This is a genomic window from Klebsiella sp. LY (assembly GCF_004010915.1).
GTDB lineage: Bacteria > Pseudomonadota > Gammaproteobacteria > Enterobacterales > Enterobacteriaceae > Klebsiella > Klebsiella quasipneumoniae.
In genome coordinates this window covers 2,254,395-2,280,478 of sequence record NZ_CP022444.1, presented here as the reverse complement: position 1 = coordinate 2,280,478, position 26,084 = coordinate 2,254,395, and the positions used below count along the sequence as shown (strand labels likewise).

Here is a 26,084-nt window from a genome sequence, read left to right as displayed (position 1 = left end):
AAATGACGCCCCGCAGCGGGGCGTCAGCCATTACAGTTCACTCTTTTTATGGAAACCGTCTTTAATCACCGTGGCGTCGATATTCTCTTTATTCACTTCAATTGGCGTTAACAGGCGCGAAGGGACATCTTTTAAACCGTTATTCAGCGTAGTGTCAGACTTCGGCTGCTTATCGTTGCCCAGCTCAACGGCGATTTCGGCGGCGTTGGTGGCCAGGGTGGTAATCGGTTTATAGACGGTCATCGTCTGGGTACCGGAAATAATGCGCTTCACGCCCGCCAGGTCAGCATCCTGACCGGAGATCGCCACTTTGCCGGCCAGCCCCTGGGCGGTTAAGGCCTGGATGGCGCCGCCGGCGGTGGCGTCATTGGAGGCAACCACGGCGTCGATTTTGTTATTATTCGCCGTCAACGCGTTTTCCATTATTTTCAGCGCGTTTTCCGGCAGCCAGCCGTCAACCCACTGATCGCCGACAATCTTAATTTTGCCCTCATCGACATACGGCTTGAGGACCTTCATCTGCCCGGCGCGGAACAGTTTGGCATTATTATCCACCGGCGAACCGCCCATCAGGAAATAATTACCCTGCGGCACTTTGTCGACCAGGCTTTGCGCCTGCATTTCGCCGACTTTTTCATTGTCGAAAGAAATATAAAAATCAATATCAGCATTATTAATCATGCGATCATAGGCCAGGACTTTAATACCTTCCTGTTTGGCCTCTTTAATAACGTTGCTGAGCACCTGACCGTTATAAGGAATAATGACTAAGACATCGACGCCGCGGTTGATCATGTTTTCAATTTGCGACATTTGCGTTTCTTCATTGCCATTGGCGGACTGAACAAAAACTTTGGCGCCTAAGGATTCCGCTTTATTGACGAAAATATCGCGGTCTTTCTGCCAGCGCTCCAGACGCAGATCGTCGATGGCCATGCCAATCTTCACTTCTTTCGCCATCCCCGCCATGCTGGCGAGCAGGAGGGAGCTGGCGCAAAGCGTAAGGCAAAGGTTCTTTATCTTCATAATAACGATACCTTTTTTGTAAGGGTAGGTAAGACGAACGGAAAATAATGTTTGATACATGAGGTTGCGGATACGTTACAGATTCTTAACGCGGAAAGCAGGGCTGGCAATTACCGGTTTTTATTTTGCGGTTATGAAATTTCGTTTAATGCGTAAATTATGACGGCGATCGTATTTTATTCATGCACACTCTTATTATTGCACTGGACTTCTCTGACAGGACGGCAGAAGAACGAGCAGATATTATTTTTTGCGAGCTAGCGCACGTTTGTGGATTCTCTCAATGGCGGTGTGAAATAACGTAATTGAGGAAAATGAAAGCGAAATTCTATATTGGCTTAAACCCGTCATACTTCAAGTTGTAGGTGTGTTGGTGACATTCGTTGCTTCGCCCCCTGGTTATCGGGGACTCGCGCTCCTGCCGCCTTCCTGCAACTCGAATTATTTAGGGTACCTGATTGGTTATTCGCCGCATCTCTGAATATGGAGTTCTCTATGCAGACCTATTTCGATCAACTCGATCGCGTTCGTTACGAAGGCCCGAAATCCACTAACCCGCTGGCTTTCCGTCATTACAACCCGGATGAACTGGTGCTGGGCAAACGGATGGAAGATCATCTGCGTTTTGCGGCCTGTTACTGGCACACTTTCTGCTGGAATGGCGCCGATATGTTTGGCGTGGGCTCCTTCGATCGCCCATGGCAGCAGCCTGGCGACGCCCTGGAGATGGCCAAACGCAAAGCCGATGTGGCGTTCGAATTTTTCCATAAACTCAACGTGCCTTACTACTGCTTCCACGACGTTGACGTCTCGCCGGAAGGGAGTTCGCTCAAGGAGTACAGCAATAACTTCGCCCGGATGGTCGAGGTACTGGCGGAGAAGCAGCAGCAGAGCGGCGTCAAGCTTCTGTGGGGGACCGCAAACTGCTTCACCAACCCGCGCTACGGCGCTGGTGCGGCCACCAACCCGGACCCGGAAGTGTTCAGCTGGGCGGCCACCCAGGTGGTCACCGCCATGAATGCCACCCATCAGCTGGGCGGCGAAAACTATGTTCTGTGGGGCGGTCGCGAGGGCTATGAAACCCTGCTGAATACCGACCTGCGCCAGGAGCGTGAACAGATTGGCCGCTTTATGCAGCTGGTGGTGGAGCATAAGCACAAAATCGGCTTTAAAGGCACGCTGCTGATCGAGCCCAAACCGCAGGAGCCTACCAAGCATCAGTATGATTATGATGCCTCTACCGTTTACGGCTTCCTCAAGCAGTTTGGCCTGGAAAAAGAGATTAAACTGAACATTGAAGCCAACCATGCGACCCTCGCCGGCCACTCTTTCCATCATGAGATCGCGACGGCCATCGCGCTGGGGCTGTTCGGTTCCGTCGACGCCAACCGCGGCGATCCGCAGCTGGGCTGGGATACCGACCAGTTCCCGAACAGCGTCGAAGAGAACGCGCTGGTGATGTATGAAATTCTCAAAGCGGGCGGCTTCACCACCGGCGGCCTCAATTTTGATGCGAAAGTGCGCCGTCAGAGCACCGACAAATACGATCTGTTCTATGGCCATATCGGCGCGATGGATACCATGGCGCTGTCGCTGAAGGTCGCGGCGCGGATGATCGAGGACGGTGAGCTGGATAAACGCGTGGCCAAACGCTACGCCGGCTGGAACGGCGAGCTGGGGCAGCAGATCCTGAACGGGCAGATGACCCTCAGCGACATTGCCCAGTATGCCGTTCAGCATCAGCTGGCGCCGCAGCATCGCAGCGGCCAGCAGGAACAACTGGAAAACCTGGTCAACCATTATCTGTTTGACAAGTAATCATGCGGCGGCGCCCGGCGTGACCGGGGTCGCCACCAGGATGCTCTGTTCGCGCCACGCTCAGCCGTGGCGCGCGTTTAAGGAGAGGGAGTATGTATATCGGCATCGATCTGGGGACATCGGGCGTCAAAGCCATTCTGCTCAATGAGCAGGGTGATGTGGTGGCATCGCATACCGAAAAGCTTACAGTCTCGCGTCCGCATCCGCTGTGGTCGGAACAAGATCCCGAGCAGTGGTGGCAGGCTACGGACACGGCGATGAAAGCCCTGGGCGCGCAGCATAGTCTGCGCGACGTGAAGGCGCTGGGGATCGCCGGGCAGATGCACGGCGCCACCCTGCTGGATAAATCGTTACAGGTGCTGCGTCCTGCCATTTTATGGAATGACGGCCGCTGCGGCGAAGAGTGCCAGCTGCTGGAGGAAAAAGTCAGCGCTTCCCGGCAGATCACCGGCAACCTGATGATGCCGGGCTTTACGGCGCCGAAGCTCTTGTGGGTGCAGCGCCACGAGGCGGCGGTGTTCAGCCAGGTCGATAAAGTGCTGCTGCCGAAGGATTATCTGCGTCTGCGGATGACCGGCGAGCTTGCCAGCGATATGTCTGACGCCGCCGGTACCCTGTGGATGGACGTCGCCCGACGCGACTGGAGCGATGAGATGCTCGCCGCCTGCGATCTCAACCGGGACGCGATGCCGGCCCTGTTTGAAGGCAGCGACGTCACCGGGCAGCTGCGCCCGGAGGTGGCGCAGGCGTGGAATATGCCACAGGCGCTGGTGGTGGGGGGCGGCGGCGACAACGCCGCCGGCGCGGTCGGGGTTGGCATGGCCGATGCCGGTCAGGCGATGCTGTCGCTGGGCACTTCAGGTGTGTATTTCGCGGTCAGCGAAGGATTCCTCAGCAAGCCTGAAAGCGCGGTGCATAGCTTTTGTCATGCGCTACCGGGCCGCTGGCATTTGATGTCGGTGATGCTCAGCGCGGCCTCCTGTCTGGACTGGGCGGCGAAATTAACCGGTCTCGCCAGCGTGCCGGCGCTGATTGCGGCGGCACAGTCAGCCGACGAGAGCGCCGGTCCGGTGTGGTTCCTGCCCTATCTGTCGGGCGAACGCACGCCGCACAACAACCCGCAGGCCAAGGGCGTCTTCTTCGGCCTGACGCATCAGCATGGGCCGGCAGAGCTGGCGCGGGCAGTAGTGGAGGGGGTGGGCTATGCGCTGGCGGACGGTATGGACGTGGTACACGCCTGCGGCATCAAGCCGCAGAGCATCACCCTTATCGGCGGCGGGGCGCGTAGCGCTTACTGGCGACAAATGCTGGCGGATATCAGCGGCCAGCAGCTCGATTACCGTACCGGGGGCGACGTCGGCCCGGCGCTGGGGGCGGCCAGGCTGGCGCAGCTGGCGGTGCACGGCGAAGCCGACCGCGCCGGGCTGTTGACGCCGCTGCCGCTTGAGCAAGCGCATCGCCCGGACGATCGCCGAGTGGCCCACTATGCGCCGCAGCGGGAAACCTTCCGCCAGATTTATCAGCAGCTGAAACCGCTGATGTCATAGCCTCAGTCCGTCCGGCAGCGCCGGGCGGATTACTCCCCTGAATGTCCAGTCTGCATTCATCCAAAACACGTATTTATTAATTCCGAAATGTCAGCTTTGCTGCACCTGGCCTGCGCCATCGCCGGGCGGTTCGGTCATAATCAGCGCGTGTCGACAGGGAGGAGCGATGAATATAAAACGCAGTATTGCCAGAGGGATGATGGCAGCAGGGTCGCTGGTTTATCTGCTGGGTATCTGGCGGACCTGCCCGCTGTTTAGCGGTAAAGGTTATTTTCTTGGCGTGCTGGTGATGGGGATGTTTGCCGTCCTCGCCCATCAGCGCGCCAGACGGTGGCAGGGGCAAGACGACGGATTTATCGCGTTATGCCGGCTGGTGTTGCTGCTGTCGGCGGGCCTGCTGCTGGTAGGCGCCTGGCATGTGCCGGCAGACTGGCATGAAAAAGCCGTCTATATCGCGGCGTGGTTTGTCTGCTTATACGGCGCATCTGCGACCCCCGAACGGGCCCGCGTCGCCCGCGCGGTGCAAAAAACGGAATAGGCGCCCGGTTGTCCGGTACGCCGGGCCGTTAGCTGACCAGCCGGCGGCGATCAACCCGCTGCACCAGGCCGGACAGCAGCAGACTGCCGAGCAGGGCGGCGCTGAAAATCCACACAATATCCAGCAGCGGCCAGCGGCTCAGTTCCAGATGGCTGGCGCGCAGCGCATGCACAATCAGGGCATGGAAGCCGTAAATCCCCAGAGAATGACGCGCAATACATTCGATACCGGGCAGGGGACGCGCGTTAAGCCAGTTTTTGGCGAGCGTCAGCAGGGTGACCGCGCAAACGAACACCGCCGGTCCGCAGTAGAGATACCAGGTGTCGCCGAAGTCCCCGCGCCAGCGTAGCTCATGCAGCGTGCCGCGGGAGATGACCCACACGGCGGCGAGGAACAGCGCGGCGCAGAGCGGGGTCAGCCATTTTTTATCCGTGTTCAGGGTGCCAATGGCCCTGCCCAGCACGCCGTAGAGCACGTAATAAAAGGTGTCGCCATTGATATAGAGGTTGACCGGCAACCACTCAATCCCGGCGGCTTTGACGCCGACCATATTGGGGTTGGCCAGAATGCCGAGGATCGCCATCAGCGTCAGCAGCATTTTGCCGCTGACGGACTTAACCTGAATAAGCGGCGAGAGCAGATAGATAACGGTGATAGCAAAGAAAAACCACAGGTGGTAGAAGACAGGCTTCTGCAGCACATTCTTTAACGACAGCTCGACGTTGATATGGGTAAACAGCGCGATATACAGCAGAGAAAACGCGCTATAGAACGCAATGCACAGGCCAATCCGCCAGAAGTGGCGCGGCTGGGCGCTGCGTTCCCCAAAAAAGAGGTAGCCCGAGATCATAAAAAACAGCGGCACGCTGACGCGGGAGGCGGAATTGAGCAGATTGGCGATATCCCATTGCAGCAGTGTAATCGCATGCGGATGAGTGATATACCAGCTGGTACTGTGGATCATCACCACCATCATGCAGGCAATGCCGCGCAGGTTGGTGATCCAGTGAATCTTTTCTTGCATCCGTCCCTCAAAGTCTACTGGCGAAATAAGGTCTGACCCGCCTTATGCCCCGGTGTCGCACGAGATTAGTCTGAGTTTTTGGTCACAGGCTTGTCGATGTTTCATGATATTCGCAAAATACCTGTAATACTGAATATTTACGATAACAACTTGCTAACAAGGCGGTGGAGGAGAACGTGGTGAAAGGTGTCGTTTCCATAATGCTGGTGCTGCTCCTTGCGGGCTGCAGCGAGACCGTTTCCCCGCCGGCGCAAAAAGCGCAGCGCGCGCGTATTACCCCGCAAACCACGCTCAATATGGCGCAACTTTGCAAGGACCAGGCCGCTATCCGCTATAACACGCAAACGCAGTTAGTTGACGTGAACCATTTTGAACAATTCCAGGCAAGCTATGAGCTGTCGGGCCGTACCGGCAAGAATGAACGTTTCATCTGTTCCTTTGACCCGGACGGCCAGTTTATGCATCTTTCGATGCGCTGAATCGACCCCACCTGGCGTAAATTTCGTCCGTTTTCCTGAAACTACGCCGTTTCGTACTGTATATCTCGCAGCCAGCGGGTATACTGACTCCTTCCTTTAAATCCACACGTATCCAGCACGAAATCATATGCAAAAGTTTGATACCAGGACCTTCCAGGGCCTGATCCTGACCTTACAGGATTACTGGGCTCGTCAGGGCTGCACCATTGTTCAACCACTGGACATGGAAGTCGGCGCCGGCACCTCTCACCCGATGACCTGCCTGCGCGCGTTAGGGCCGGAGCCGATGGCGACCGCCTACGTACAGCCTTCCCGTCGTCCAACCGATGGCCGCTATGGCGAAAACCCGAACCGTTTACAGCATTACTATCAGTTCCAGGTGGTGATTAAGCCTTCTCCGGACAACATCCAGGAGCTGTACCTCGGGTCGCTGAAAGAGCTGGGTATGGACCCGACCATTCACGACATTCGCTTCGTCGAAGACAACTGGGAAAACCCGACGCTGGGAGCCTGGGGTCTGGGTTGGGAAGTGTGGCTCAACGGCATGGAAGTGACGCAGTTCACCTACTTCCAGCAGGTGGGCGGCCTGGAGTGTAAGCCGGTGACCGGCGAGATCACCTACGGTCTGGAGCGTCTGGCGATGTACATCCAGGGCGTCGACAGCGTCTACGACCTGGTCTGGAGCGACGGCCCGCTGGGGAAAACCACTTACGGCGACGTGTTCCACCAGAACGAAGTGGAGCAGTCCACCTATAACTTCGAATACGCCGACGTCGATTTCCTCTTCTCCTGCTTCGAGCAGTATGAGAAAGAGGCCCAGCAGCTGCTGGCGCTGGAGACCCCGCTGCCGCTGCCGGCCTACGAGCGTATTCTGAAAGCGGCTCACAGCTTCAACCTGCTGGATGCGCGTAAAGCCATCTCCGTCACCGAGCGTCAGCGCTATATCCTGCGCATTCGCACCCTGACGAAAGCAGTGGCGGAAGCGTACTACGCTTCCCGTGAAGCGCTCGGCTTCCCGATGTGCAACAAGAATAAATAAGAGGCGGCCATGTCTGAGAATACTTTTCTGGTGGAAATCGGCACTGAAGAGCTGCCACCAAAAGCGCTGCGCAGCCTGGCGGAATCTTTTGCTGCGAACGTGACCGCAGAGCTGGATAACGCCGGCCTCGCGCACGGTAAAGTGGAATGGTTTGCCGCTCCGCGTCGTCTGGCGCTGAAGGTAGCCAACCTGGCGGCGGCGCAGGCCGATCGCGAAGTGGAAAAACGCGGCCCGGCCGTTGCCCAGGCGTTCGATGCCGAAGGCAAGCCAAGCAAAGCGGCCGAAGGCTGGGCGCGCGGCTGCGGTATCACCGTCGATCAGGCCGAGCGTCTGACCACGGACAAAGGCGAGTGGCTGCTGTATCGCGCCCATGTGAAGGGCGAAAGCACTGAAGCCCTGCTGCCGAACATGATTGCCAGCTCGCTGGCGAAGCTGCCGATCCCGAAACTGATGCGCTGGGGCGCGTCTGACGTCCACTTCGTGCGCCCGGTTCACACCGTCACGCTGCTGCTGGGTGACAAAGTGATCCCGGCTACTATCCTCGGTATTCCGTCCGATCGCGTGATCCGCGGCCATCGCTTTATGGGCGAGCCGGAATTCACCATCGACCATGCCGACCAGTATCCGCAGATCCTGCTGGAGCGCGGTAAAGTCATCGCCGATTACGAACAGCGTAAAGCCAAAATCAAAGCCGATGCGGAAGAGGCGGCGCGTAAGATTGGCGGTAAAGCCGATCTGAGCGAAAGCCTGCTGGAAGAAGTCACCTCGCTGGTGGAATGGCCGGTGGTACTGACGGCGAAGTTCGAAGAAAAATTCCTCGCGGTGCCGTCTGAAGCGCTGGTTTACACCATGAAGGGCGACCAGAAGTACTTCCCGGTCTACGACAACGCCGGTAAGCTGCTGCCGAACTTTATCTTCGTCGCTAACATCGAGTCGAAAGATCCGCAGCAGATCATCTCCGGTAACGAGAAGGTAGTCCGTCCGCGTCTGGCCGATGCCGAGTTCTTCTTCAACACCGACCGTAAAAAACGTCTGGAAGACAACCTGCCGCGTCTGGAAACCGTGCTGTTCCAGCAGCAGCTGGGGACGTTGCGCGACAAGACCGATCGCATTCAGGCGCTGGCGGGCTGGATTGCCGAGCAGATTGGCGCTGACGTGAACCACGCGACCCGCGCGGGCCTGCTGTCCAAGTGCGACCTGATGACCAACATGGTCTTCGAGTTCACCGACACCCAGGGCGTGATGGGGATGCACTACGCGCGCCATGATGGCGAAGCGGAAGATGTGGCCGTGGCGCTGAACGAACAGTATCAGCCGCGCTTTGCCGGCGACGCGCTGCCGTCTAACCCGGTGGCCTGCGCGGTGGCGATTGCCGATAAGATGGATACCCTGGCGGGTATCTTCGGTATCGGCCAGCACCCGAAAGGCGATAAAGACCCGTTTGCGCTGCGCCGCGCCGCGCTGGGCGTCCTGCGTATTATCGTCGAGAAGAACCTGAATCTCGATCTGCAAACGCTGACTGAAGAGGCGGTGCGTCTGTACGGTGAGAAGCTGACCAACGCCAACGTGGTCGATGACGTGATCGACTTTATGCTGGGCCGTTTCCGCGCCTGGTATCAGGACGAAGGCTACGGTGTCGACACTATCCAGGCGGTACTGGCGCGTCGTCCAACCCGCCCGGCGGATTTCGATGCGCGTATGAAGGCGGTATCGCACTTCCGTACTCTGGAAGAGTCCTCCGCGCTGGCGGCGGCGAACAAGCGTGTCTCCAACATCCTGGCGAAATCCGACGAAACGCTGAACGACATCGTTCACGCTTCGGTGCTGAAAGAAGCGGCGGAAATTAAGCTGGCGGGCAATCTGGTGGTGCTGCGCGACAAGCTGCAGCCGTACTTCGCCGCAGGCCGCTATCAGGATGCGCTGATTGAGCTGGCTGCGCTGCGCGAGCCGGTGGATGAGTTCTTCGAGAACGTGATGGTTAACGCTGAAGACAAAGATGTTCGCATCAACCGTCTGACGCTGCTGTCCAAACTGCGCGAGCTGTTCCTGCAGGTAGCGGATATTTCTCTGCTGCAGTAAGCGTATCGGAAATAATAAAAGACCTGCCTCAGGGCAGGTTTTTTATACGTGAAATATAAATAGGTGAACCGCTAATAATTCTGTCATTGATATCTTCATTATTTTCATTTATCGATAAGAAATGTTTAGGAATATATAAACATAATTCCGCGAGGTATTTACGCTAGAATGGCGGCGGGTGCTTGAGACTGTGTGTCTCAGGTATTCAGCGGGAGACAGACAGAGAAAAGCCCCACCTGATAGTAATCAAAGTGAGGCTCCCCTATGCATGAACACCATAAGAGTAGCCTCTTACTTGTTGAAAATCAACACGGGAGGCGAGGAATGCCGCAAAAGTATCTGTTGTTTGGCTTAGTAGTGATTTGCTTCACTATTTTATTATTGACCTGGATGGTTCGTGATTCGCTATGTGAATTACAGATCAGGCAGGGAAATATTGAGCTGGTGGCATTCTTAGCCTGTGATATTAAACAGTAAGAGCATCTGGTGGGGATCTATCCCCACCACGCTTGCGGTGTCAGGCATTCTCAATGCACCCTTTCATTGTTCACCAAATAAATCCTTTGCCTCCTGATATCAGGAGGCCTTTTTATTTTTACACGGCCGTTGAATTAAACGGGCTTGAAATTCATAGCGGAGTGTGGCTATCCTATGCCCCGACGAATCCCTCGTCTCTCTGGAGCGCGCCCCACAAATGAACAAACACGACTGATGAATTTCACGCCTTACCTCGCAGACGTTGCGGGTAGGGGAGTATTGATTTCATTCAGGAGTGCTTATGGCTCATTGCGCCCACATCCCCGCTTTTGTTTTACATCAGGTCACCTGTCAGTTTGCGACGGGACAGACCCTGTTTGGTCCGCTCAGCGTCTCGCTGGAACCGTCCCTTTGCGGCCTGGTCGGCCGGAACGGCGTCGGCAAGACGCGCCTGCTGCGCCTGCTGGCGGGCTTTGAGTCTCCTGCCGGCGGCCATGTCGAGCGCGCCGCCGCCGTGGCCTGGGTGGCGCAGCAGCCGACGCTCACGCCGGAGACCACCCTCGCCGCGCTGCTCGGCTATGCGCCGATATTTGACGCCTTGTTCCGCCTTGAACAGGGTAATGGACTGGCCGACGATTTCGAGCTATTGGATGGCCACTGGGATCTCACCGATCGCCTGAGTTTAGCTTTCCGTGAAGCCGATCTCCCGCCGTTCTCTGCCGATCGCCCCGCTTTTTCACTCAGCGGCGGCGAGCGGATGAAGGCTCTGCTGTGCGGCGCCTTTGTCTCCGGCGCCGATTATCTGCTGCTGGATGAGCCTACCAACCATCTGGACCGCCAGGGGCGGGAGTGGCTCTATCACCAGCTGGAAAGCTGGCAGGGCGGGGCGCTGATCGCCAGCCACGACCGCGAGCTGCTGACGCGGATGCCGAGGATTATTGAGCTGACGCCGACGGCGCTGCGCAGCTACGGCGGCAACTATGATGAATATCAGCGGCAGCGTGAGGCGGAGCAGCAGGCCGCGCGCGCGGCGCTGGAGCATGCCGTGACCGAACGACGGCGCACCCGCGCGCGAATGCAAAAGGAGCATGACGCCGCCCAGCGGCGCTCGGCGCAGACGCTGCGTACCGTTGATACCCTGAATATCGCCTCTTTTGAACGTGTGAAGTACAAAGGCGCGGCAAAAGAGCGTCCGGGAACGCTGCGCCGTCAGCATCGTGAACAGAACAGCAGTCTGAATGGCGCCGTGCAGCAGGCGCGAGAGCGGGTGGAAGAGGATACGCCGGTGATGTTCACCCTGCCGGGCAGCGAAGTGGCCGCCGGCAAGCAGGTGCTGGTGGTGGAGTCATTACAGCTCGACCATGCACCGGCTGCGCCGCTGGACTGGCGCGTGGATGGTCCGATGCGCATCGCGCTAAAGGGGCCGAACGGCTGTGGCAAAACCACTTTGCTGAAAACGCTGCTGGGGCTGGAGCAGGCCGCCTCAGGCGATGTCCGGCTGTCGGTGAGCGCCGCTTACCTCGATCAACATCTGACGCAGCTGGATTTATCCCTGTCGGTCATGGCGCACCTGAGCCTGGAAGATACCCCGCTGGATGAGGGCCTCCTGCGCACCCGCCTGGCGCAGCTGCAGCTGGGCGCGGATAAGGTCACTCTGCCGCTGTCGGCGCTCAGCGGCGGCGAACGCCTGAAAGCGGCCCTGGCGTGCGTGCTCTGGCGACGCGAGCCTGCCCAGCTGCTGTTGTTGGATGAGCCGACCAACCATCTCGATTTAGCATCGACGCAGGCTATTCAAAGCGCGCTGGCGGCGTTTCCCGGCGCGATGCTGGTGGTGTCGCATGATGAGGCGTTTTTACAAGGTCTGAGGCTGACCCATAGTCTGGCATGGGAGGAAACGGGCTGGCGCTATACCCGGCTCTGAATGCCCAACAGCCGCCATCGTAAGCTGGCGGCAGTTGGCGACAGATAAAAAAAATCCCCGCCATCAGGCAGGGATTCTTGATTCTTAGCGGCTTGAACTTACAGAGAAGTTACGTTGCCAGCTGCCGGGCCTTTAGCGCCGCTTTCGATGGTGAAGGAGACTTTCTGACCTTCATCCAGGGATTTGTAGCCATCGTTCTGGATAGCAGAGAAGTGTACGAACACGTCTTTAGAGCCATCGTCAGGAGTGATGAAGCCGAAGCCTTTGTCAGCGTTGAACCATTTTACGATACCAGTCATTTTACCGGACATAGTGAATTACCTTTAAAAAAATAAGTGAGCCTTGCGGCGTAGCGGTCTGGACTACAGATTTAAAGCGATAAAGGGAAAGTTCACTACGGGGGTATCTTTGGATAACCTTAGAAGGACTGCTCTATTCGACTGCTCTGTGGTCTGTACATCAAACCTGCGAGCATTAACGCACGTTCAGCACCTGATAGCAAACTTTTTTTACGGTGCAGCGGTAAAAGCTCCCTTGCTGGCCCTTACCGCTGCGCTCGGGATTAATCGAGTAACTGCCTTGAAAGCTGCGGGTTGGCCTGAATCAGGCGCATTAATTTTAGCTCAGTGGGGGACGGTCTTACCCGTCTCGATTCCCACTCTCTTACCATAGCGACGCTCACGCCCATGGCGTTGGCGAAGTCGTCAATCTTAAGTCCAGTGCCTTTACGCAGCTGTTCAAATTCACTAAACACAGTGGACTTACGGTTTGAGGTAAGTGTCTGATTATCGTCCTTAAAAACGATGTGTTCCAGGCTGCTCAGCAGTTCAAACACGGGATCTTTATATTCCATTGAGAACTCCTTTTATCACACAGCGGAAGAGATTTTTCTAAAGCTCTTTAAGAATAGTCAGAAAAAAGCATCAAGGATGGTAACGCCCGTGATTATTTGCCAGCAGGTTATCGAATCAGCCCCAATAGCCGAACGGCAGCGGTGCCTAAGAGCATGATTACTAATACGATGGAGTGGCTTCGAAAATTTTTGTAAACGGATAAGAAAAAAGCGGCAAAGCCGGCGCGGGACGCCGGCTTGTCGATCAGGCTTTCTGCAGACCTCTCGCGTCCTCTGTCGCCGCCGGCGCTGATTTACTGACCCGATATTTAATCAGCAGCGCGATGGCTGACAGGAATGCCGGGATAGCCAGCAGGGTGAAAATGGTCTCAAACGAGAGCTGGGCTTGCATCAGGAAGGCGCCGCTGAACGCGCCAAGGATCCCGCCGAAGCGGCCAATGCCCAGCATCCAGGCCACGCCGGTGGCGCGCCCTTGCGTTGGATAGAAGCCTGCCGCCAGCGCCGGCATCGACGACTGCGCGCCGTTCATAATACTGCCGGCGATGAACACCATCACCCCCATCAGCGCCAGGCTGCTGGTAGAGAAGCCCACCAGACAGACGAAAACGCCGGTCAGCAGCCAGCCGACGGCCACCACCTTATTGGGATTGATCTTGTCCATCAGAGCGCCGAGGATCAGCACGCCAATTCCGCCGCCGAGCGGGAACAGGGCGGTGATAATTGAGGCCTGACTCATCGATGCGCCGGTTTCACGGATCAGCAGCGGCAGCCAGCTGGTCAGGAGGTAGAAGATCAGCAGGCCCATAAAGTAGGTCAGGCACAGCATCACGGTGCCCACCGCGTAGCGTGGGGAGAAAATGACGCCTATGGCCGACTTCTCTTTCACCTGGCCTGCTTCGTGCAGCTCAAATTCCACCGTCTCCGGCAGCGGCGCGATACGCCGCAGGATGGCGGCAATGCGCTGCGCCGGCTGACGCTTCACCACCAGATAGCGGGCGGACTCCGGCAGCAGGAAAATTAATGCTACCGCCAGCAGGAGAGGCATCACGCCGCCCAGTACCAGCACGCTCTGCCAACCATAGTGCGGGATCATCCAGGCGGATAAAAAGCCGCCCAGCGACGAGCCCATCGGAAAGCCGACAAACATCAGGTTCACCAGCAGCGCCCGACGGCGCTCCGGCGCATATTCGCTCATTAGCGTCGCGGCATTGGGCATCGCCGCGCCGAGGCCCAGGCCGGTCAGGAAGCGCAGCAGCGTCAGCTGGTTAAGGCTGGTGGCAAAGGCGGTGAGCAGGCTGAATCCTCCGAACACCACGATCGACATAATCAGCACTTTCTTGCGGCCGATACGGTCAGCCAGTGGTCCCGCGGTTAACGCGCCGACCGCCAGGCCAACCAGCGCGGCGCTCATCACCGGGCCGAGGGCTGATTTTTCCACGCCCCATTCCTGGACCAGGTCGGAGGCGATGAATCCGATGATCGCGGTGTCGAACCCGTCCATCGCGACGGTGATGAAGCAGAGCGCGAGGATCATCCACTGGTAGCGGGTGAAGGGGTGCTCGTTGATAAAGGCCTGAATGTCGATGGTTGTCTTAGTCATACGGCTTTCCTGGCAGACTGAGCGAGGGACAGAGGTTTGTTATTATCGTCGCCTTCGCGTCGTTGAGATTGATTTGTGCGATAATCGAACGCATCGCCGTTAATCGCTCATTCATCAAATCATTGAAGCGCTGACCAGGCAATCCGGGTGGGCGCCAAAGCGTGCGATTATCGTCCGCTTCAGGGCGCGGCGTTGGGTAGTGGATTATAAATTTCAAAAATATCAATTAGTTAATTGATATTCATCGGTCTAATTTGAAGCGCATATTTGTGATGCGCATAACAGACGCGCCAGGCGACGGCAGCGGCGTGCGGAATGGCGTTTTTCCTGCGTAAGATTAGCAGTAAAGGGTATCCTGCGAGGCCGAGCTGGACTATCCTTGTCAGCGTCTGGCACGTGTGTGTCTTTGTGCGCTTTTTTTGGCTGAAAGGAGTAAAAAAATGGCGACAGGAAAGTCCTGCTCTCGCTGGTTTGCGGCTATGGCGGCCTTATTAATGGTGGTTAGCCTGAGTGGGTGTTTTGATAAAGAAGGCGATCAGCGCAAAGCGTTTATCGACTTCCTGCAGAATACGGCGATGCGTAGCGGTGAACGACTGCCGACGCTGACCGCCGATCAGAAAAAACAGTTTGGGCCGTTTGTCTCTGACTACGCGGTGATCTACGGCTACTCGCAGCAGGTGAGCCAGGCGATGGACGCTGGTCTGCGCCCGGTAGTGGACAGCGTCAATGCGATCCGCGTTCCGCAGGACTATATGACCCAGCGCGAGCCGCTGCGTCAGGCGAACGGCGCGCTGGGCGTGCTCAGCCAGCAGCTGCAGAATGCCAAAATGCAGGCCGATGCCGCGCATGGCGCGCTGAAGCAGGCGGACGATCTCAAGCCGGTCTTCGATCAGGTTTACGCCAAGGTGGTGACGGCGCCAGCCGACGCGCTGCAGCCGCTGATCCCGGCCGCGCAGATCTTTACCCAGCAGCTGGTTCAGGTGGGGGATTTTGTCGCCCAGCAGGGAACCCAGGTGAGCTTTGTGGCCAACGGCATTCAATTCCCGACTTCCCAGCAGGCTAGTCAGTACAATGCGCTGATTGGGCCGCTGGCGGCGCAGCATCAGGCGTTTAATCAGGCATGGACGGCGGCGGTGAACGCGACCCGCTAATGCCCTGTCTGGCTGACGTGAGCTGCGGCGAACGGGCTGGATAACGGACAGAATGCAAAAAGAACCCGGGGAGGGCGATTGCCGCCGCTACCCGGGTTTTTTTATGGCTTATTTTACCTGCGGATTGACGCAGTTTTTTTCGACCTTGCCGTTCAGGGCGTCGATCAGGTTATCCACCGCGCAGGCCGCCATGTTGTAGCGCGTCTCATGGGTGGCGGAGCCGATATGCGGCAGCGCGACGACGTTCGGCAGGCTCAGCAGCGGCGAATCTTTAGCCAGCGGCTCGTGCTCGAAGACATCAAGGCCGGCAGCGTGAATGTCACCCGCCTGCAGGGCGGCGATCAGCGCCTGCTCATCGACCACCGGGCCGCGCCCGGCGTTAATAAAGATGGCGGAAGATTTCATTTTGGCGAACTGCGCCTGGCCGAACAGATGATGGGTCTCTTCGCTCAGGGGCAGGATCAGGCAGACAAAATCGGCTTCCTGCAGCAGGGTATCAAGATCGCAATAGCGTGCGTTGAAACGTTCCTCCGCCTGCGGATGCTGGCGGCGCGCGTTATACAGGATCGGCATGCCGAACCCGAAGTGGGCGCGCTGCGCCAGCGCCATGCCGATGCGGCCCATGCCGACGATACCTAAGGTTTTATGGTGTACGTCGGTACCGAACCAGTCTGGCCCAATGCTCTTCGTCCATTCGCCCGCTTTAACGCGCTCCGCCACTTCCACCACCCGGCGGGCGGTGCTCAGCACCAGCGCCATGATCGTGTCGGCGACGGTCTCGGTCAGCACGGTCGGGGTATGCATCAGCAGCACCCGGCGGGCGTTCAGCGCCTCGACGTCGAAGTTGTCATAACCAACGGACACGGTGGAGGTCGCACGCAGCTTCGGCATCTTCTCCAGCAGCGCGGCGTCAACCTTTTCGCTGGAGCCCAGCAGGCCTTCAGCCTGGGCAAAGGCCTCAGCGTGCTGCGAAACGGTCTCCGGCCGCAGGTTTTTCACCTGAGTGACGGAAAAGTGCTCCTCCAGACGCTGTAGCAGGTCGTCGGGAAGCGTTTTATAGAGAATGACAGACGGCTTCATGCGAATCTCCGTAGTGTGAGTCGTTCAGGCGTGATGAGCGCCAAGTGGAAGGTTTTGATTATTAGCAGGCTTAACAATCAAAGTCAGCCATACTGAGGCGAAAAGCGCCACCCCCATAAAAATATAGGAAGCTGCTGGGCTGCCGGTGGCACCGTTCAGGTAGCCAACAAACCACGAGCCGCAGAAGGAGCCCAGGGCGCCCATGCTGTTGATCAGCGCCATGGCGCCACCGGCGACGTTGCGTGGCAGCATTTCCGGAATAATGGCGAAGAAGGGGCCGTAAGGCGCATACATTGCCGCACCAGCCACTACCAGCAAGGTGTAAGAGACCCAGAAGTGGTTGGCGCCGACCGCCCAGGAGCCGATGAAGGCCAGTCCGCCAATCAGCAGCAGCGGCCAGACGAACAGCTTACGGTTCTGCATTTTATCGGAGGCCCAGGAGACCACGATCATGGCGATAGTCGCCGCCAGGTATGGGACCGAGGAGAGCCAGCCCACTTCCACCATCCCCATATTTTCGCCGCCGCTGCGGATAATCGACGGCAGCCACAGTACAAAGCCGTACACGCCGATGCTCCAGGCAAAGTACTGGGCGCAGAGCAGGATCACGTTGCGGGAGCGGAAGGCCTCGCCATAGTTACGCACCGCTTTGATGCCCTGCTGCTCACGATCCAATTGTTCCTGCAGCGCGGCTTTTTCACTCTCCGCCAGCCAGGATACCTGCGACGGTTTATCTTTCACCAGCACCCACCAGCAGAAGGCCCAGATCACCGCCGGCACCCCTTCGATGATAAACATTTCCCGCCAGCCGAAGGCCTGAATCAGGTAGCCGGAGACCACCGACATCCACAGGACCGTCACCGGGTTGCCGAGGATCAGGAAGGTATTGGCCCGCGAGCGCTCGGATTTGGTGAACCAGTTGCTGATATAGATCAGCATCGCCGGCATCACCGCCGCTTCGACGACGCCGAGAATAAAGCGAATGGCCGCCAGCGCCGGGATATTATGCACAATCCCGGTCAGGGAGGCGCAGCCGCCCCACAGGATCAGGCAGATAAAGATCAGTTTGCGAACGCTGCGGCGCTCTGCATAAATAGCGCCGGGGATCTGAAAGAAGAAGTAGCCAAGGAAGAACAGCGCCCCCAGCAGGGAAGAGATCCCTTTGGTGATGCCCAGGTCTTCGGTAATGCCTGCCGCGGAGGCGAAGCTGAAGTTGGCGCGGTCGAGGTACGCCAGGCTATACGTGATAAACACGATAGGCATGATGTACCACCAGCGTTTCGTTGCATTTGTTGAGCTATTCATAGGCTTGCCTCTGTCAATGAGGTGACATACGTCCGTCGAAACGGACGCTGCTGTGCCGCGCTGCAGGTAGGGTACAGGACGGCTGTTATTGTTGCGTATAAATGTTATTCGCCCAGCGCGTCGCGGGTGGGCAGCCCCTCGCTGTCGCCCTGGACCTGAATCGCCAGCGAACCGATTTTATTGCCGCGGTTCACCGCCTGAAGCAGGGTTTTGCCTTCCAGCAGGGCGCTAATCACCCCAACGGCAAAGCCGTCGCCGGCGCCGACGGTATCGACGACGTTTTCGACTTTAATGGCATCAACCGTGCCCTGTTCGCCGTTGGCGCTCTTGAACCAGGCGCCGTCGCAGCCGGTTTTAATGACCACCGCCTTGACGCCGCGCGAGAGATAGAAATCGGCTATCCCCTCCGGAGTCTGCTGGCCGGTGAGGATGACGCCCTCTTTTAAGCCTGGCAAAACCCAGTCAGCCTGGAAGGCGAGACGGTTGAGTTTCTCCACCATCTCGGCTTCGCTTTTCCACAGCACCGGACGCAGATTGGGATCGAAAGAGAGGGTTTTGCCCTCGGCTTTCATGACCTTCGCCGCATGCTCCAGCAGTGCATATGAGCTTTCAGAGAGCGCGGCGGCCACGCCGCTCAGGTGCAAATGACGGGCGCTGGTGAAGTAGTCGGCGCGAAAATCGTCAGGCGACAGATGGCTGGCGGCAGAACCTTTGCGGAAATACTCCACAATGGGATCGGTTCCATTTTCGACTTTCGATTTCATCTGGAAACCGGTAGCGAAGCGGTTATCAATGGCGACAGCATGACTATCGATCCCCTCTTTCGCCAGCGATTGCAGTACGAAGCGGCCAAAGCTATCGTTACCGACGCGGCTGACCCAGCCGACCTTCAGACCCAGGCGCGCCAGACCGGTGGCGACGTTCAGCTCGGCGCCGGCGACACGTTTCATAAAATGCTCCACCTCGGCCAGATCGCCGGTTTCGGTGGCGACAAACATGGCCATAGCTTCGCCGATGGTGATGACATCTAAATTTTCCACGGCTTATTCCTCGCGTAACAGGTTGACGTAGCGGCGGGTCACGGCCGTCAGGTCATGGCCAGTCAGCGGAAACTCGATTCCACGCGGTGCGTCGGCGGGAAGATTATCGAGCAGGGCCAGCCAGCGGTCGGCGGCCTGATCCGGCGGCACAGCGCGGAATTTCTCCTGATGTGGCTCCGCCGCTTTCACATGAATATAGCTGACCGCCGGCGCAAGATGGCGGGCTGCCTCTTCCGGCGAATCGCCGACCCACAGCCAGTTGCCCATATCAAACGTTAAGGTGATCGGCAGCTGATGGACCCGGCAGGCGGCTTTGAAGCGCTGCATCGGCGCCAGCTGGCCGCAGTCGGTCTGATCATTCTCCACCACCAGCGCCATGCCGCTGTCGCTGAGGATATGGCGCAGCTCGTCGAGCTGCTGGTTGTGGCGGAAATGGCCAAGGGAGAGCTTCAGCCACAGGGCGTTAAGGGTCTGCGCTTCCGCGAGCAGCGTCGGGAGATGCGGGTTAAGCTCGCCGTTGTCGGCGAACAGCGCCTGGGGCGCGGAGTAGCAAGCCAGCAGGCCGTGGCGCTCGATGGCGGCTGCCAGCGCCGGCAGGGCGTTGAGCTCTTCGGCGCTGAACAGCTCGCGGCGGATTTCGACGCCGTCCGCGCCGGCGTCGGCGATAAACGGCAGGACGGCGGCCTGGCCGCCTAAGGATTTAACATGGTCATTACCATAGGCAGCGGTAACGACAATAATTTTTCTGGCCATCGCGCTCTTACTCCCGGCGTTTGTTGCTTAATCTCCTTATTACGCTAGATGGTATCGGTTCCATAAGAAAGGGCGAGATGTTTAATTTATGATCGGCATCACGAAGGATCGTTAACGGGAGGTTGATCCGCGGACGATAAGCTCGCCGGAAAAGACCCGCTCGCAGATGGGGTCGTTAGTGCCGGCAATGCGTCGAATCACCTGTTCCACCGCCGCGTAGCCGATCTGCCACGTCGGTTGTTTGAGGGTGGTGATGCCGACGCCGGCCAGCTCCGCCCACTCCAGTTCGTCGAAGCCCAGCAGGCCGATATCGCTGCCCCAGATCAGGCCGACGCGCTTCAGGGCGCGGGCCACCTGCAGCGTCAGCGCGCCGTTGGCGGAGATCACCGCTTTGCGCATCCCGCGGTGGCGGGCGTGGAACTGGCGCAGGACGTTGTCCATCATCGCGCCGTCGTTGAGCTGCACTTCGGCGTTTTCGGCCACCACGCCGTGGTGGCGGGCGAGCGTGGCGCGAAAGGCGCTCAGGCGCTCGCGGCGGGTATTGACCGAGCCCAGCGGTTCGCTGAGAAACAGGATGGCCTCAAAGCCTTTCTCCACCAGGTGTTCGGTGGCGGTGGTGGCGGCCTGAGCGTTATCAAGTCCGACCACATCGCAGGCGAAATCGGGGATTTTACGGTCAATCAGCACCATCGGCAGGGCCGACTGCTGCAGGCGGTTCAGGCCATCCTCCCGCATGCCGACCGCGTTGACGACGATGCCTTCCACCTGATAGCTGCGCAGCAGGTCGAGATAGTGCAGCTCCTGGTCAAGCTCGTTATTGGTGTTACATACCAGCAGGGTAAAGCCCTTTTCCCGGCAGGCCGCTTCAATGCCACTCATGACATTGACCGAATAGGGGTTGGTGATATCGGCGATGATCAGGCCGATGAGGCGGGTGCGGCCGTGCTTGAGGCCGCGGGCCATCAGGCTGGGGCGGTAGTCGAGTTCGGCAATGGCTTTTTCAATACGTGATAACAGATCGTCGGAAAGCAGGTGCTTCTCGCCGTTAAGATACCGTGAAATGCTGGTTTTGCCGGTCTTTGCGGCTTTCGCCACATCGCTAATGGTTGCACGCGCCGCTTTCGCCATGATGGCTTCCTTTGCTGAAAATCTGCCAACACCTTAGCGCGAAAAATAGCGATATCAAGCATTTTGCCCGGCAGAGGCGCGGCCGGGCAACATGAGGATGCGCTTATTGCAGCGGGCTGAGGGTGATTTCCACGCGACGGTTCTGCGCCTTACCTTCCGCCGTGCTGTTGCTGGCGATCGGGTTCGCCGGCCCCATGCCGGTGGTGCGAATGCGGTTGGCCGCCACGCCCTGGGTGATCAGTGCGCTGGCGACGCTGTCAGCACGCTGCTGCGACAGACGCATATTCAGATCCTTACTGCCGGTGCTGTCGGTGTAGCCGACGACGTTAACGGCGGTTTTTTCATACTCTTTCAGCACCATGGCCACGCCGGTCAGGGTGTTGGCGCCGGCCGGTTTCAGGTTGGCGCTGTTGCTGTCGAAAGTGACGTTATTCGGCATGTTCAGCACGATATTGTCACCATTTCGCGTCACGCTGACCCCGGTTCCCTGCATTTTGTCGCGCAGCTTCGCTTCCTGCACGTCCATGTAGTAGCCTATGCCGCCGCCCAGCGCCGCGCCTGCCGCTGCGCCAATCAGCGCGCCTTTGCCGCGGTCATGTTTGGAAGAGGAGAGCGCGCCGACGCCAGCGCCCACTAAGGAGCCAATACCTGCGCCAATACCGGATTTACCTGCTTCACGCTCACCGGTATAGGGGTTGGTGGTGCAGCCAGATATCGCCAGGGTGCCGCTGACCAGCGCCGCAATCATAAGTACGCGTTTTTTCATTTAATGTCCTTAATCCTTTTTATTCTTTGTCACAGCGAACGTGACGGTTGATTATGACGCGCGAATACGTAGAAAATTCCCCAAACACCATCTCATTTTGTAAATAACATTGAACGGCGCCGATCGCACCGTCACCACACCTGCTTTCGCTGACCAGGAGCTGCCCTTGCCAACCTCATCTGCAACCAAAACCATTTTAACCGCCGCCCATTGGGGACCGATGCTGGTGGAAACGGACGGGGAAAACGTCCTCTCCTCCCGCGGCGCGCTGGCGACACCGTTTGCCAACTCGCTGCAAACGGCGGTGCGCGACCAGGTGCACAGTAAAACCCGCGTGCGCTACCCGATGGTGCGCAAAGGTTTCCTTGCCTCTCCGGACAAGCCCCAGGGGGCCCGAGGTCAGGATGAATTTGTGCGGGTGAGCTGGGAGCAGGCGCTGGATCTGATCGATGCCCAGCATCGTCGGATCCACGAAAGCTACGGACCGGCCTCTATTTTTGCCGGCTCCTACGGCTGGCGTTCTAACGGCGTCTTGCATAAGGCGGCCACCCTGCTGCAGCGCTATATGAGCCTGGCGGGCGGCTACACCGGCCATCTCGGGGATTACTCCACCGGCGCGGCGCAGGCGATCATGCCTTACGTCGTGGGCGGCAATGAGGTATATCAGCAGCAGACCAGCTGGCCGCTGGTGCTGGAATACAGCGAGGTAGTGGTGCTGTGGAGCGCCAACCCGCTGAATACGCTGAAAATTGCCTGGAACGCCTCCGACGAGCAGGGTATCCCGTGGTTCGACCGGCTGCGCCAGAGCGGAAAACGCCTGATCTGCATCGATCCGATGCGATCGGAAACTGTCGATTTCTTTGGCGATTCGATGGAGTGGATCGCGCCGCATATGGGCACCGACGTCGCGCTGATGCTGGGTATCGCCCATACGCTGGTGGAGAATGGCTGGCAGGACGACGAGTTTCTTGCCCGCTGCGCCAGCGGCTACGAGATTTTTGCCCGCTATCTGACCGGCGAAAGCGACGGCGTGGCGAAAACCGCCGACTGGGCGGCGGCTATCTGCGGCGTCGCAGCGGATAAGATCCGCGAACTGGCGAAACTTTTCCACGAAAACACCACTATGCTGATGTCTGGCTGGGGCATGCAGCGCCAGCAGTATGGCGAGCAGAAACACTGGATGCTGGTCACCCTGGCTGCGATGCTGGGGCAGATTGGCACCCCGGGGGGCGGGTTTGGTCTTTCCTACCATTTCGCCAACGGCGGCAATCCGACCCGCCGCGCAGCGGTGCTGGGCTCGATGCAGGGGAGCGTGGCCGGAGGCGTGGACGCCGTGGAGAAGATCCCGGTCGCGCGGATTGTCGAGGCGCTGGAGAACCCGGGGGCGGAGTATCAGCACAACGGCATGGCGCGGCGCTTCCCCGATATTCGCTTTATCTGGTGGGCCGGCGGCGCCAACTTTACCCATCATCAGGATACCAACCGCCTGATTCAGGCCTGGCAGAAACCAGAGCTTATCGTCATCTCCGAATGCTTTTGGACCGCCGCCGCGCGTCATGCCGATATCGTCCTGCCGGCGACCACCTCGTTTGAGCGCAACGATCTGACGATGACCGGGGACTACAGCAATCAGCATCTGGTGCCGATGAAGCAGGTGGTCGCCCCGCAGGGTGAAGCGCGCGATGATTTCGCGGTCTTTGCCGACCTCAGCGAACGCTGGGAGGCGGGTGGCCGCGAGCGCTTTACCGAAGGGAAGAGCGATCTGCAGTGGCTGGAGACCTTCTATCAGATGGCCGCCCGGCGCGGCGCCCAGCAGCAGGTGACGCTGCCGCCGTTTGCCGAATTCTGGCAGGCTAACCAGCTGATTGAGATGCCGGAGGAGCCGGAGAATGCCCGTTTCATCCGCTTTGCCGCCTTCCGCGACGATCCCCAGGCCAACCCGCTGAAAACGGCGAGCGGTAAAATTGAGATCCACTCGCCGACCATCGCCGCCTTTGGCTACACCGACTGCCCGCCGCACCCAATGTGGCTGGAGCCCGACGAGTGGCATGGCAACGCCGAGGCGGGGCAGCTGCAGCTGCTGTCGGCCCATCCGGCCCACCGGCTGCACAGTCAACTGAACTACTCCGCGCTGCGCGAACGCTATGCCGTTGCCGGACGCGAACCGTTGACTATTCATCCGCAGGATGCCCGGGCGCGGGGGATTGCCGATGGCGATCTGGTGCGGGTGTGGAACGCCCGCGGTCAGGTGCTGGCCGGCGCGGTGGTGACGGAGGGGATCCGCCCGGGGGTGATATGCCTGCATGAAGGAGCGTGGCCCGACCTGGATCCGGTGGCGGGCATCTGCAAAAACGGGGCGGTGAACGTCTTAACTAAAGATATCCCAACATCCCGCCTGGGCAACGGCTGTGCCGGTAACACCGCCCTGGCGTGGCTGGAGAAATATACCGGCCCGGCGCTGCCGCTTACGGCATTTGATCCGCCGGCCAACGCATAATCCAGGTGGGGTGCTGAGTATCGTCCTGCCATGCGCAATCTTCAATGCGGAAGCCTTGCGCATGGTAGAAACTGACCGCTGATTCGTTTTTCTGATAAACCTCAAGGCTAAGCCAGGCGTAGTGCTGCTTGACTTCATCCAGCAGCGCCCGGCCAATGCCCTGGCGAATAGCGTCCGGCGCGACGAACAGCGCGCCGACGAAACGGGACTCCAGCACGCTGACAAAGCCTTTTAGCTCCCCGTCGCGCTCCCAGACCCAGGTGCTGGCGGCGGGAAGATAGACATCCCGTACCACCGCGACGCTGTCGCGCCAGTAGCTTTCGCTGATAAAGGGATGGGCATGAATCGTACTTTCCAGCCACAGGTCCAGCAGCGGCAGGTTATCTTTAGCGTCCCACTTGCGGATCATCCTGACCTCCAGGGTGACAGAAGCAGCCGGTGACATGGTCGTTGACCAGCCCGCAGGCCTGCATAAAAGAGTAACAGATTGTCGAACCGACAAACTTAAAACCCCGTTTTTTCAACGCTTTAGACAGCGCATCTGAGGCCGGCGTCGTGGTCGGGATCTCCGCCAGCGTCGCCGCGCGGGTGACCTGGGGCGCATTGTCGACGAAGGACCAGACAAAATCAGTGAACGACTCGCCATTTTCCTCCATCGCCAGATACGCCCGGGCGTTGCCGATGATGGCCTGGATTTTTCCCCGATGGCGGATAATCCCGGCATCCTGCAGCAGCCGCTCGACATCTTCATCCCCCATCGCCGCCACCCGCACCGGATCGAACTGGTGAAAAGCCTGGCGATAGTTTTGCCGTTTTTTTAACACCGTGATCCATGATAACCCGGCCTGCTGACCCTCAAGGCAGATCATTTCAAACAGCCGCTGGGATGCTTTTTGCGCGACACCCCATTCGGTATCGTGATACTCGATATATAACGGATCCTGACTCACCCATCCGCAACGCTGCATAGCTATTTCTCCCTCTGCGCTAAAAAAGTGGACGCCCCGGCTTGACGACTGAAAGATAAAGATAATAGTTAATACAGGGAAATCGTATCCCCCAAAAAAACACAGCAATAATGCCGATTCGGCTCTTTTCTGGAGTCGCATTAATGATAATAAAGAAATGCAATGGCCTCCGGGGGTTCTTGTTCCCGGTGTGCGTATCCGTCTGGGTGTCGTGTGTCTCTGGAGCGAATGCCTGGCAACAGGAATATATCGCTATCGATACAAAAAGTAATACGTCGGAACGCTATACATGGGATAGCGATCACCAACCACGCTATGAAGATATCCTCGCCGAGCGGATGAAGTCGTCTGAAACGCCGGGCGGACTGGCGTTAAACCAGGGGCTGGCACCGCCGGACAGCAGCCGTGGGATGAGCGTCGGCTGGAATTATCTGCTGGCAAACGGCATGACCTCCGGGCCGGTGGCCAGCCTGCGCAGCGACTACACCGCGCCGGCGACGAAAAGCGTGGGCGAGACGGGATATGTCAACACGCTCGGCTGGCGTATGGATTATCAGTCGCTGTGGGGCGTGCACCCTTGGGCGCAGGTGAGCTATAACCAGTCGCTCGCCAGCGATGCCTGGTCGCCGACCACCCGCGCCAGAGAGGGCGGCTGGAGTGATGTCACCCTGGGCGCCGATATGCCGCTGGGATCGCATGTGGCGGCATGGGCCACGCTGTCACAGGCGGACAACGTCCCATCGGGGGAAAATACGCTCTATCTGATGGGGGTCAGCGCCAACTTTTGACCCGCGATTGTTACGCATTTGAAACGATGTGGTTATTGTTAAATCTCAGTAATGGCGCATTTCTGTGAGATAGCGCACACTAACTTTTTCCCTGAAATTCGCGGAATGAATGTCATGCAATGTCATTCATTCCGCCATTAATGCATTTCATTCCCTGCTGATGGCAGTTCATGCCTTTTTCCCCCACTGGATGAGGGGCCTTCGCTA

The 26,084-nt window shown here is 58.4% G+C and carries 24 protein-coding genes; 11 read left to right on the top strand and 13 right to left on the bottom strand.

The features are described from left to right. Positions 1-30: 30 nt before the first annotated feature. Positions 31-1,026, bottom strand: a complete 996-nt coding sequence (gene xylF, locus CE636_RS14035; RefSeq protein WP_017900027.1) for a D-xylose ABC transporter substrate-binding protein — start codon at positions 1,024-1,026, stop codon at positions 31-33. A 495-nt stretch (positions 1,027-1,521) separates the two neighbouring features. Between xylF and xylA the strand changes: the two genes are divergently transcribed. The 3 genes from xylA (at position 1,522) to yiaB (ending at position 4,929) form a co-directional block, all read left to right on the top strand. Continuing rightward, entirely contained in the window at positions 1,522-2,844 is a 1,323-nt protein-coding gene (gene xylA / locus CE636_RS14025; protein ID WP_004205019.1) for a xylose isomerase, read from the top strand. Between the two features lie 92 nt (positions 2,845-2,936). Continuing rightward, positions 2,937-4,391, top strand: a complete 1,455-nt coding sequence (gene xylB / locus CE636_RS14020; protein ID WP_017900026.1) for a xylulokinase — start codon at positions 2,937-2,939, stop codon at positions 4,389-4,391. A gap of 166 nt (positions 4,392-4,557) precedes the next feature. Next, positions 4,558-4,929: an inner membrane protein YiaB gene (gene yiaB, locus CE636_RS14015; protein WP_017900025.1), complete on the top strand. Its 372-nt coding sequence runs from the start codon at positions 4,558-4,560 to the stop codon at positions 4,927-4,929. A gap of 28 nt (positions 4,930-4,957) precedes the next feature. On the opposite strand, the gene CE636_RS14010 is transcribed toward yiaB, so the two are convergent. Beyond that, positions 4,958-5,953 carry an acyltransferase gene (locus CE636_RS14010; RefSeq protein ID WP_017900024.1) on the bottom strand — a complete coding sequence of 332 codons (996 nt, stop codon included), beginning with the start codon at positions 5,951-5,953 and terminating at the stop codon, positions 4,958-4,960. Positions 5,954-6,132: 179 nt separating this feature from the next. Here CE636_RS14010 and CE636_RS14005 point away from each other — a divergent pair, with 179 nt between their 5' ends. The 5 genes from CE636_RS14005 to CE636_RS13985 all read left to right on the top strand — a co-directional run bounded on the left by CE636_RS14005 (position 6,133) and on the right by CE636_RS13985 (position 11,948). Further along, a complete protein-coding gene (locus CE636_RS14005; RefSeq protein WP_025999219.1) occupies positions 6,133-6,432 on the top strand; it encodes a YsaB family lipoprotein in 300 nt (99 codons plus the stop codon). A 127-nt stretch (positions 6,433-6,559) separates the two neighbouring features. Further along, the gene (gene glyQ / locus CE636_RS14000; RefSeq protein ID WP_004205014.1) at positions 6,560-7,471 is read left to right on the top strand and encodes a glycine--tRNA ligase subunit alpha; all 912 of its coding nucleotides are present in this window, start codon (positions 6,560-6,562) and stop codon (positions 7,469-7,471) included. 9 nt (positions 7,472-7,480) lie between these two features. Next, positions 7,481-9,550, top strand: a complete 2,070-nt coding sequence (glyS, locus tag CE636_RS13995) for a glycine--tRNA ligase subunit beta (RefSeq protein ID WP_004205013.1) — start codon at positions 7,481-7,483, stop codon at positions 9,548-9,550. 324 nt (positions 9,551-9,874) lie between these two features. Further along, positions 9,875-10,027: a type I toxin-antitoxin system toxin HokA gene (gene hokA, locus CE636_RS13990; protein WP_004205012.1), complete on the top strand. Its 153-nt coding sequence runs from the start codon at positions 9,875-9,877 to the stop codon at positions 10,025-10,027. A 301-nt stretch (positions 10,028-10,328) separates the two neighbouring features. Further along, entirely contained in the window at positions 10,329-11,948 is a 1,620-nt protein-coding gene (locus CE636_RS13985) for an ATP-binding cassette domain-containing protein (RefSeq protein WP_017900022.1), read from the top strand. A gap of 98 nt (positions 11,949-12,046) precedes the next feature. Here CE636_RS13985 and cspA read toward each other — a convergent pair whose 3' ends face one another. The 3 genes from cspA to CE636_RS13970 form a co-directional block, all read right to left on the bottom strand. Next, positions 12,047-12,259, bottom strand: coding sequence for an RNA chaperone/antiterminator CspA (gene cspA, locus CE636_RS13980; protein ID WP_000014594.1), 213 nt, complete (start codon positions 12,257-12,259; stop codon positions 12,047-12,049). Between the two features lie 251 nt (positions 12,260-12,510). Beyond that, a complete protein-coding gene (locus CE636_RS13975) occupies positions 12,511-12,801 on the bottom strand; it encodes an HTH-type transcriptional regulator (RefSeq protein WP_004205010.1) in 291 nt (96 codons plus the stop codon). Positions 12,802-13,045: 244 nt separating this feature from the next. Beyond that, the gene (locus CE636_RS13970) at positions 13,046-14,401 is read right to left on the bottom strand and encodes an MFS transporter (RefSeq protein WP_017900021.1); all 1,356 of its coding nucleotides are present in this window, start codon (positions 14,399-14,401) and stop codon (positions 13,046-13,048) included. A gap of 440 nt (positions 14,402-14,841) precedes the next feature. Between CE636_RS13970 and CE636_RS13955 the strand changes: the two genes are divergently transcribed. Beyond that, positions 14,842-15,552 (top strand): DUF3053 domain-containing protein, encoded by a 711-nt coding sequence (locus CE636_RS13955; protein ID WP_002921929.1) that lies wholly within the window; start codon positions 14,842-14,844, stop codon positions 15,550-15,552. A 108-nt stretch (positions 15,553-15,660) separates the two neighbouring features. Here CE636_RS13955 and ghrB read toward each other — a convergent pair whose 3' ends face one another. The 6 genes from ghrB to CE636_RS13925 all read right to left on the bottom strand — a co-directional run bounded on the left by ghrB (position 15,661) and on the right by CE636_RS13925 (position 21,624). Next, on the bottom strand, positions 15,661-16,632 hold the full coding sequence (gene ghrB / locus CE636_RS13950; RefSeq protein WP_017900020.1) for a glyoxylate/hydroxypyruvate reductase GhrB: 972 nt from the start codon (positions 16,630-16,632) through the stop codon (positions 15,661-15,663). A gap of 24 nt (positions 16,633-16,656) precedes the next feature. Next, complete coding sequence (locus tag CE636_RS13945; protein WP_004205006.1) at positions 16,657-17,937, bottom strand: MFS transporter; 1,281 nt, start codon at positions 17,935-17,937, stop codon at positions 16,657-16,659. 104 nt (positions 17,938-18,041) lie between these two features. Beyond that, positions 18,042-18,977 carry a sugar kinase gene (locus CE636_RS13940; protein ID WP_004205005.1) on the bottom strand — a complete coding sequence of 312 codons (936 nt, stop codon included), beginning with the start codon at positions 18,975-18,977 and terminating at the stop codon, positions 18,042-18,044. Between the two features lie 3 nt (positions 18,978-18,980). After that, entirely contained in the window at positions 18,981-19,730 is a 750-nt protein-coding gene (locus tag CE636_RS13935; RefSeq protein ID WP_017900019.1) for a sugar phosphate isomerase/epimerase family protein, read from the bottom strand. A 111-nt stretch (positions 19,731-19,841) separates the two neighbouring features. Then, positions 19,842-20,858, bottom strand: a complete 1,017-nt coding sequence (locus tag CE636_RS13930) for a LacI family DNA-binding transcriptional regulator (RefSeq protein WP_004205002.1) — start codon at positions 20,856-20,858, stop codon at positions 19,842-19,844. Between the two features lie 103 nt (positions 20,859-20,961). Then, positions 20,962-21,624 (bottom strand): OmpA family lipoprotein, encoded by a 663-nt coding sequence (locus CE636_RS13925; RefSeq protein WP_002921917.1) that lies wholly within the window; start codon positions 21,622-21,624, stop codon positions 20,962-20,964. Positions 21,625-21,790: 166 nt separating this feature from the next. Here CE636_RS13925 and CE636_RS13920 point away from each other — a divergent pair, with 166 nt between their 5' ends. Continuing rightward, complete coding sequence (locus CE636_RS13920; protein ID WP_017900018.1) at positions 21,791-24,121, top strand: molybdopterin guanine dinucleotide-containing S/N-oxide reductase; 2,331 nt, start codon at positions 21,791-21,793, stop codon at positions 24,119-24,121. Here CE636_RS13920 and CE636_RS13915 read toward each other — a convergent pair. Together CE636_RS13915 and tag are read right to left on the bottom strand one after the other, a co-directional pair. Then, the gene (locus CE636_RS13915) at positions 24,090-24,530 is read right to left on the bottom strand and encodes an N-acetyltransferase (RefSeq protein ID WP_004205000.1); all 441 of its coding nucleotides are present in this window, start codon (positions 24,528-24,530) and stop codon (positions 24,090-24,092) included. The two genes, CE636_RS13920 and CE636_RS13915, sit on opposite strands and share 32 nt — an antisense overlap. Then, the gene (gene tag, locus CE636_RS13910) at positions 24,508-25,089 is read right to left on the bottom strand and encodes a DNA-3-methyladenine glycosylase I (RefSeq protein WP_004204998.1); all 582 of its coding nucleotides are present in this window, start codon (positions 25,087-25,089) and stop codon (positions 24,508-24,510) included. The genes CE636_RS13915 and tag overlap by 23 nt, the downstream gene beginning before the upstream one ends. A gap of 206 nt (positions 25,090-25,295) precedes the next feature. Here tag and CE636_RS13905 point away from each other — a divergent pair, with 206 nt between their 5' ends. After that, the gene (locus CE636_RS13905; protein ID WP_072140522.1) at positions 25,296-25,877 is read left to right on the top strand and encodes an autotransporter outer membrane beta-barrel domain-containing protein; all 582 of its coding nucleotides are present in this window, start codon (positions 25,296-25,298) and stop codon (positions 25,875-25,877) included. Positions 25,878-26,084 lie beyond the last annotated feature (207 nt).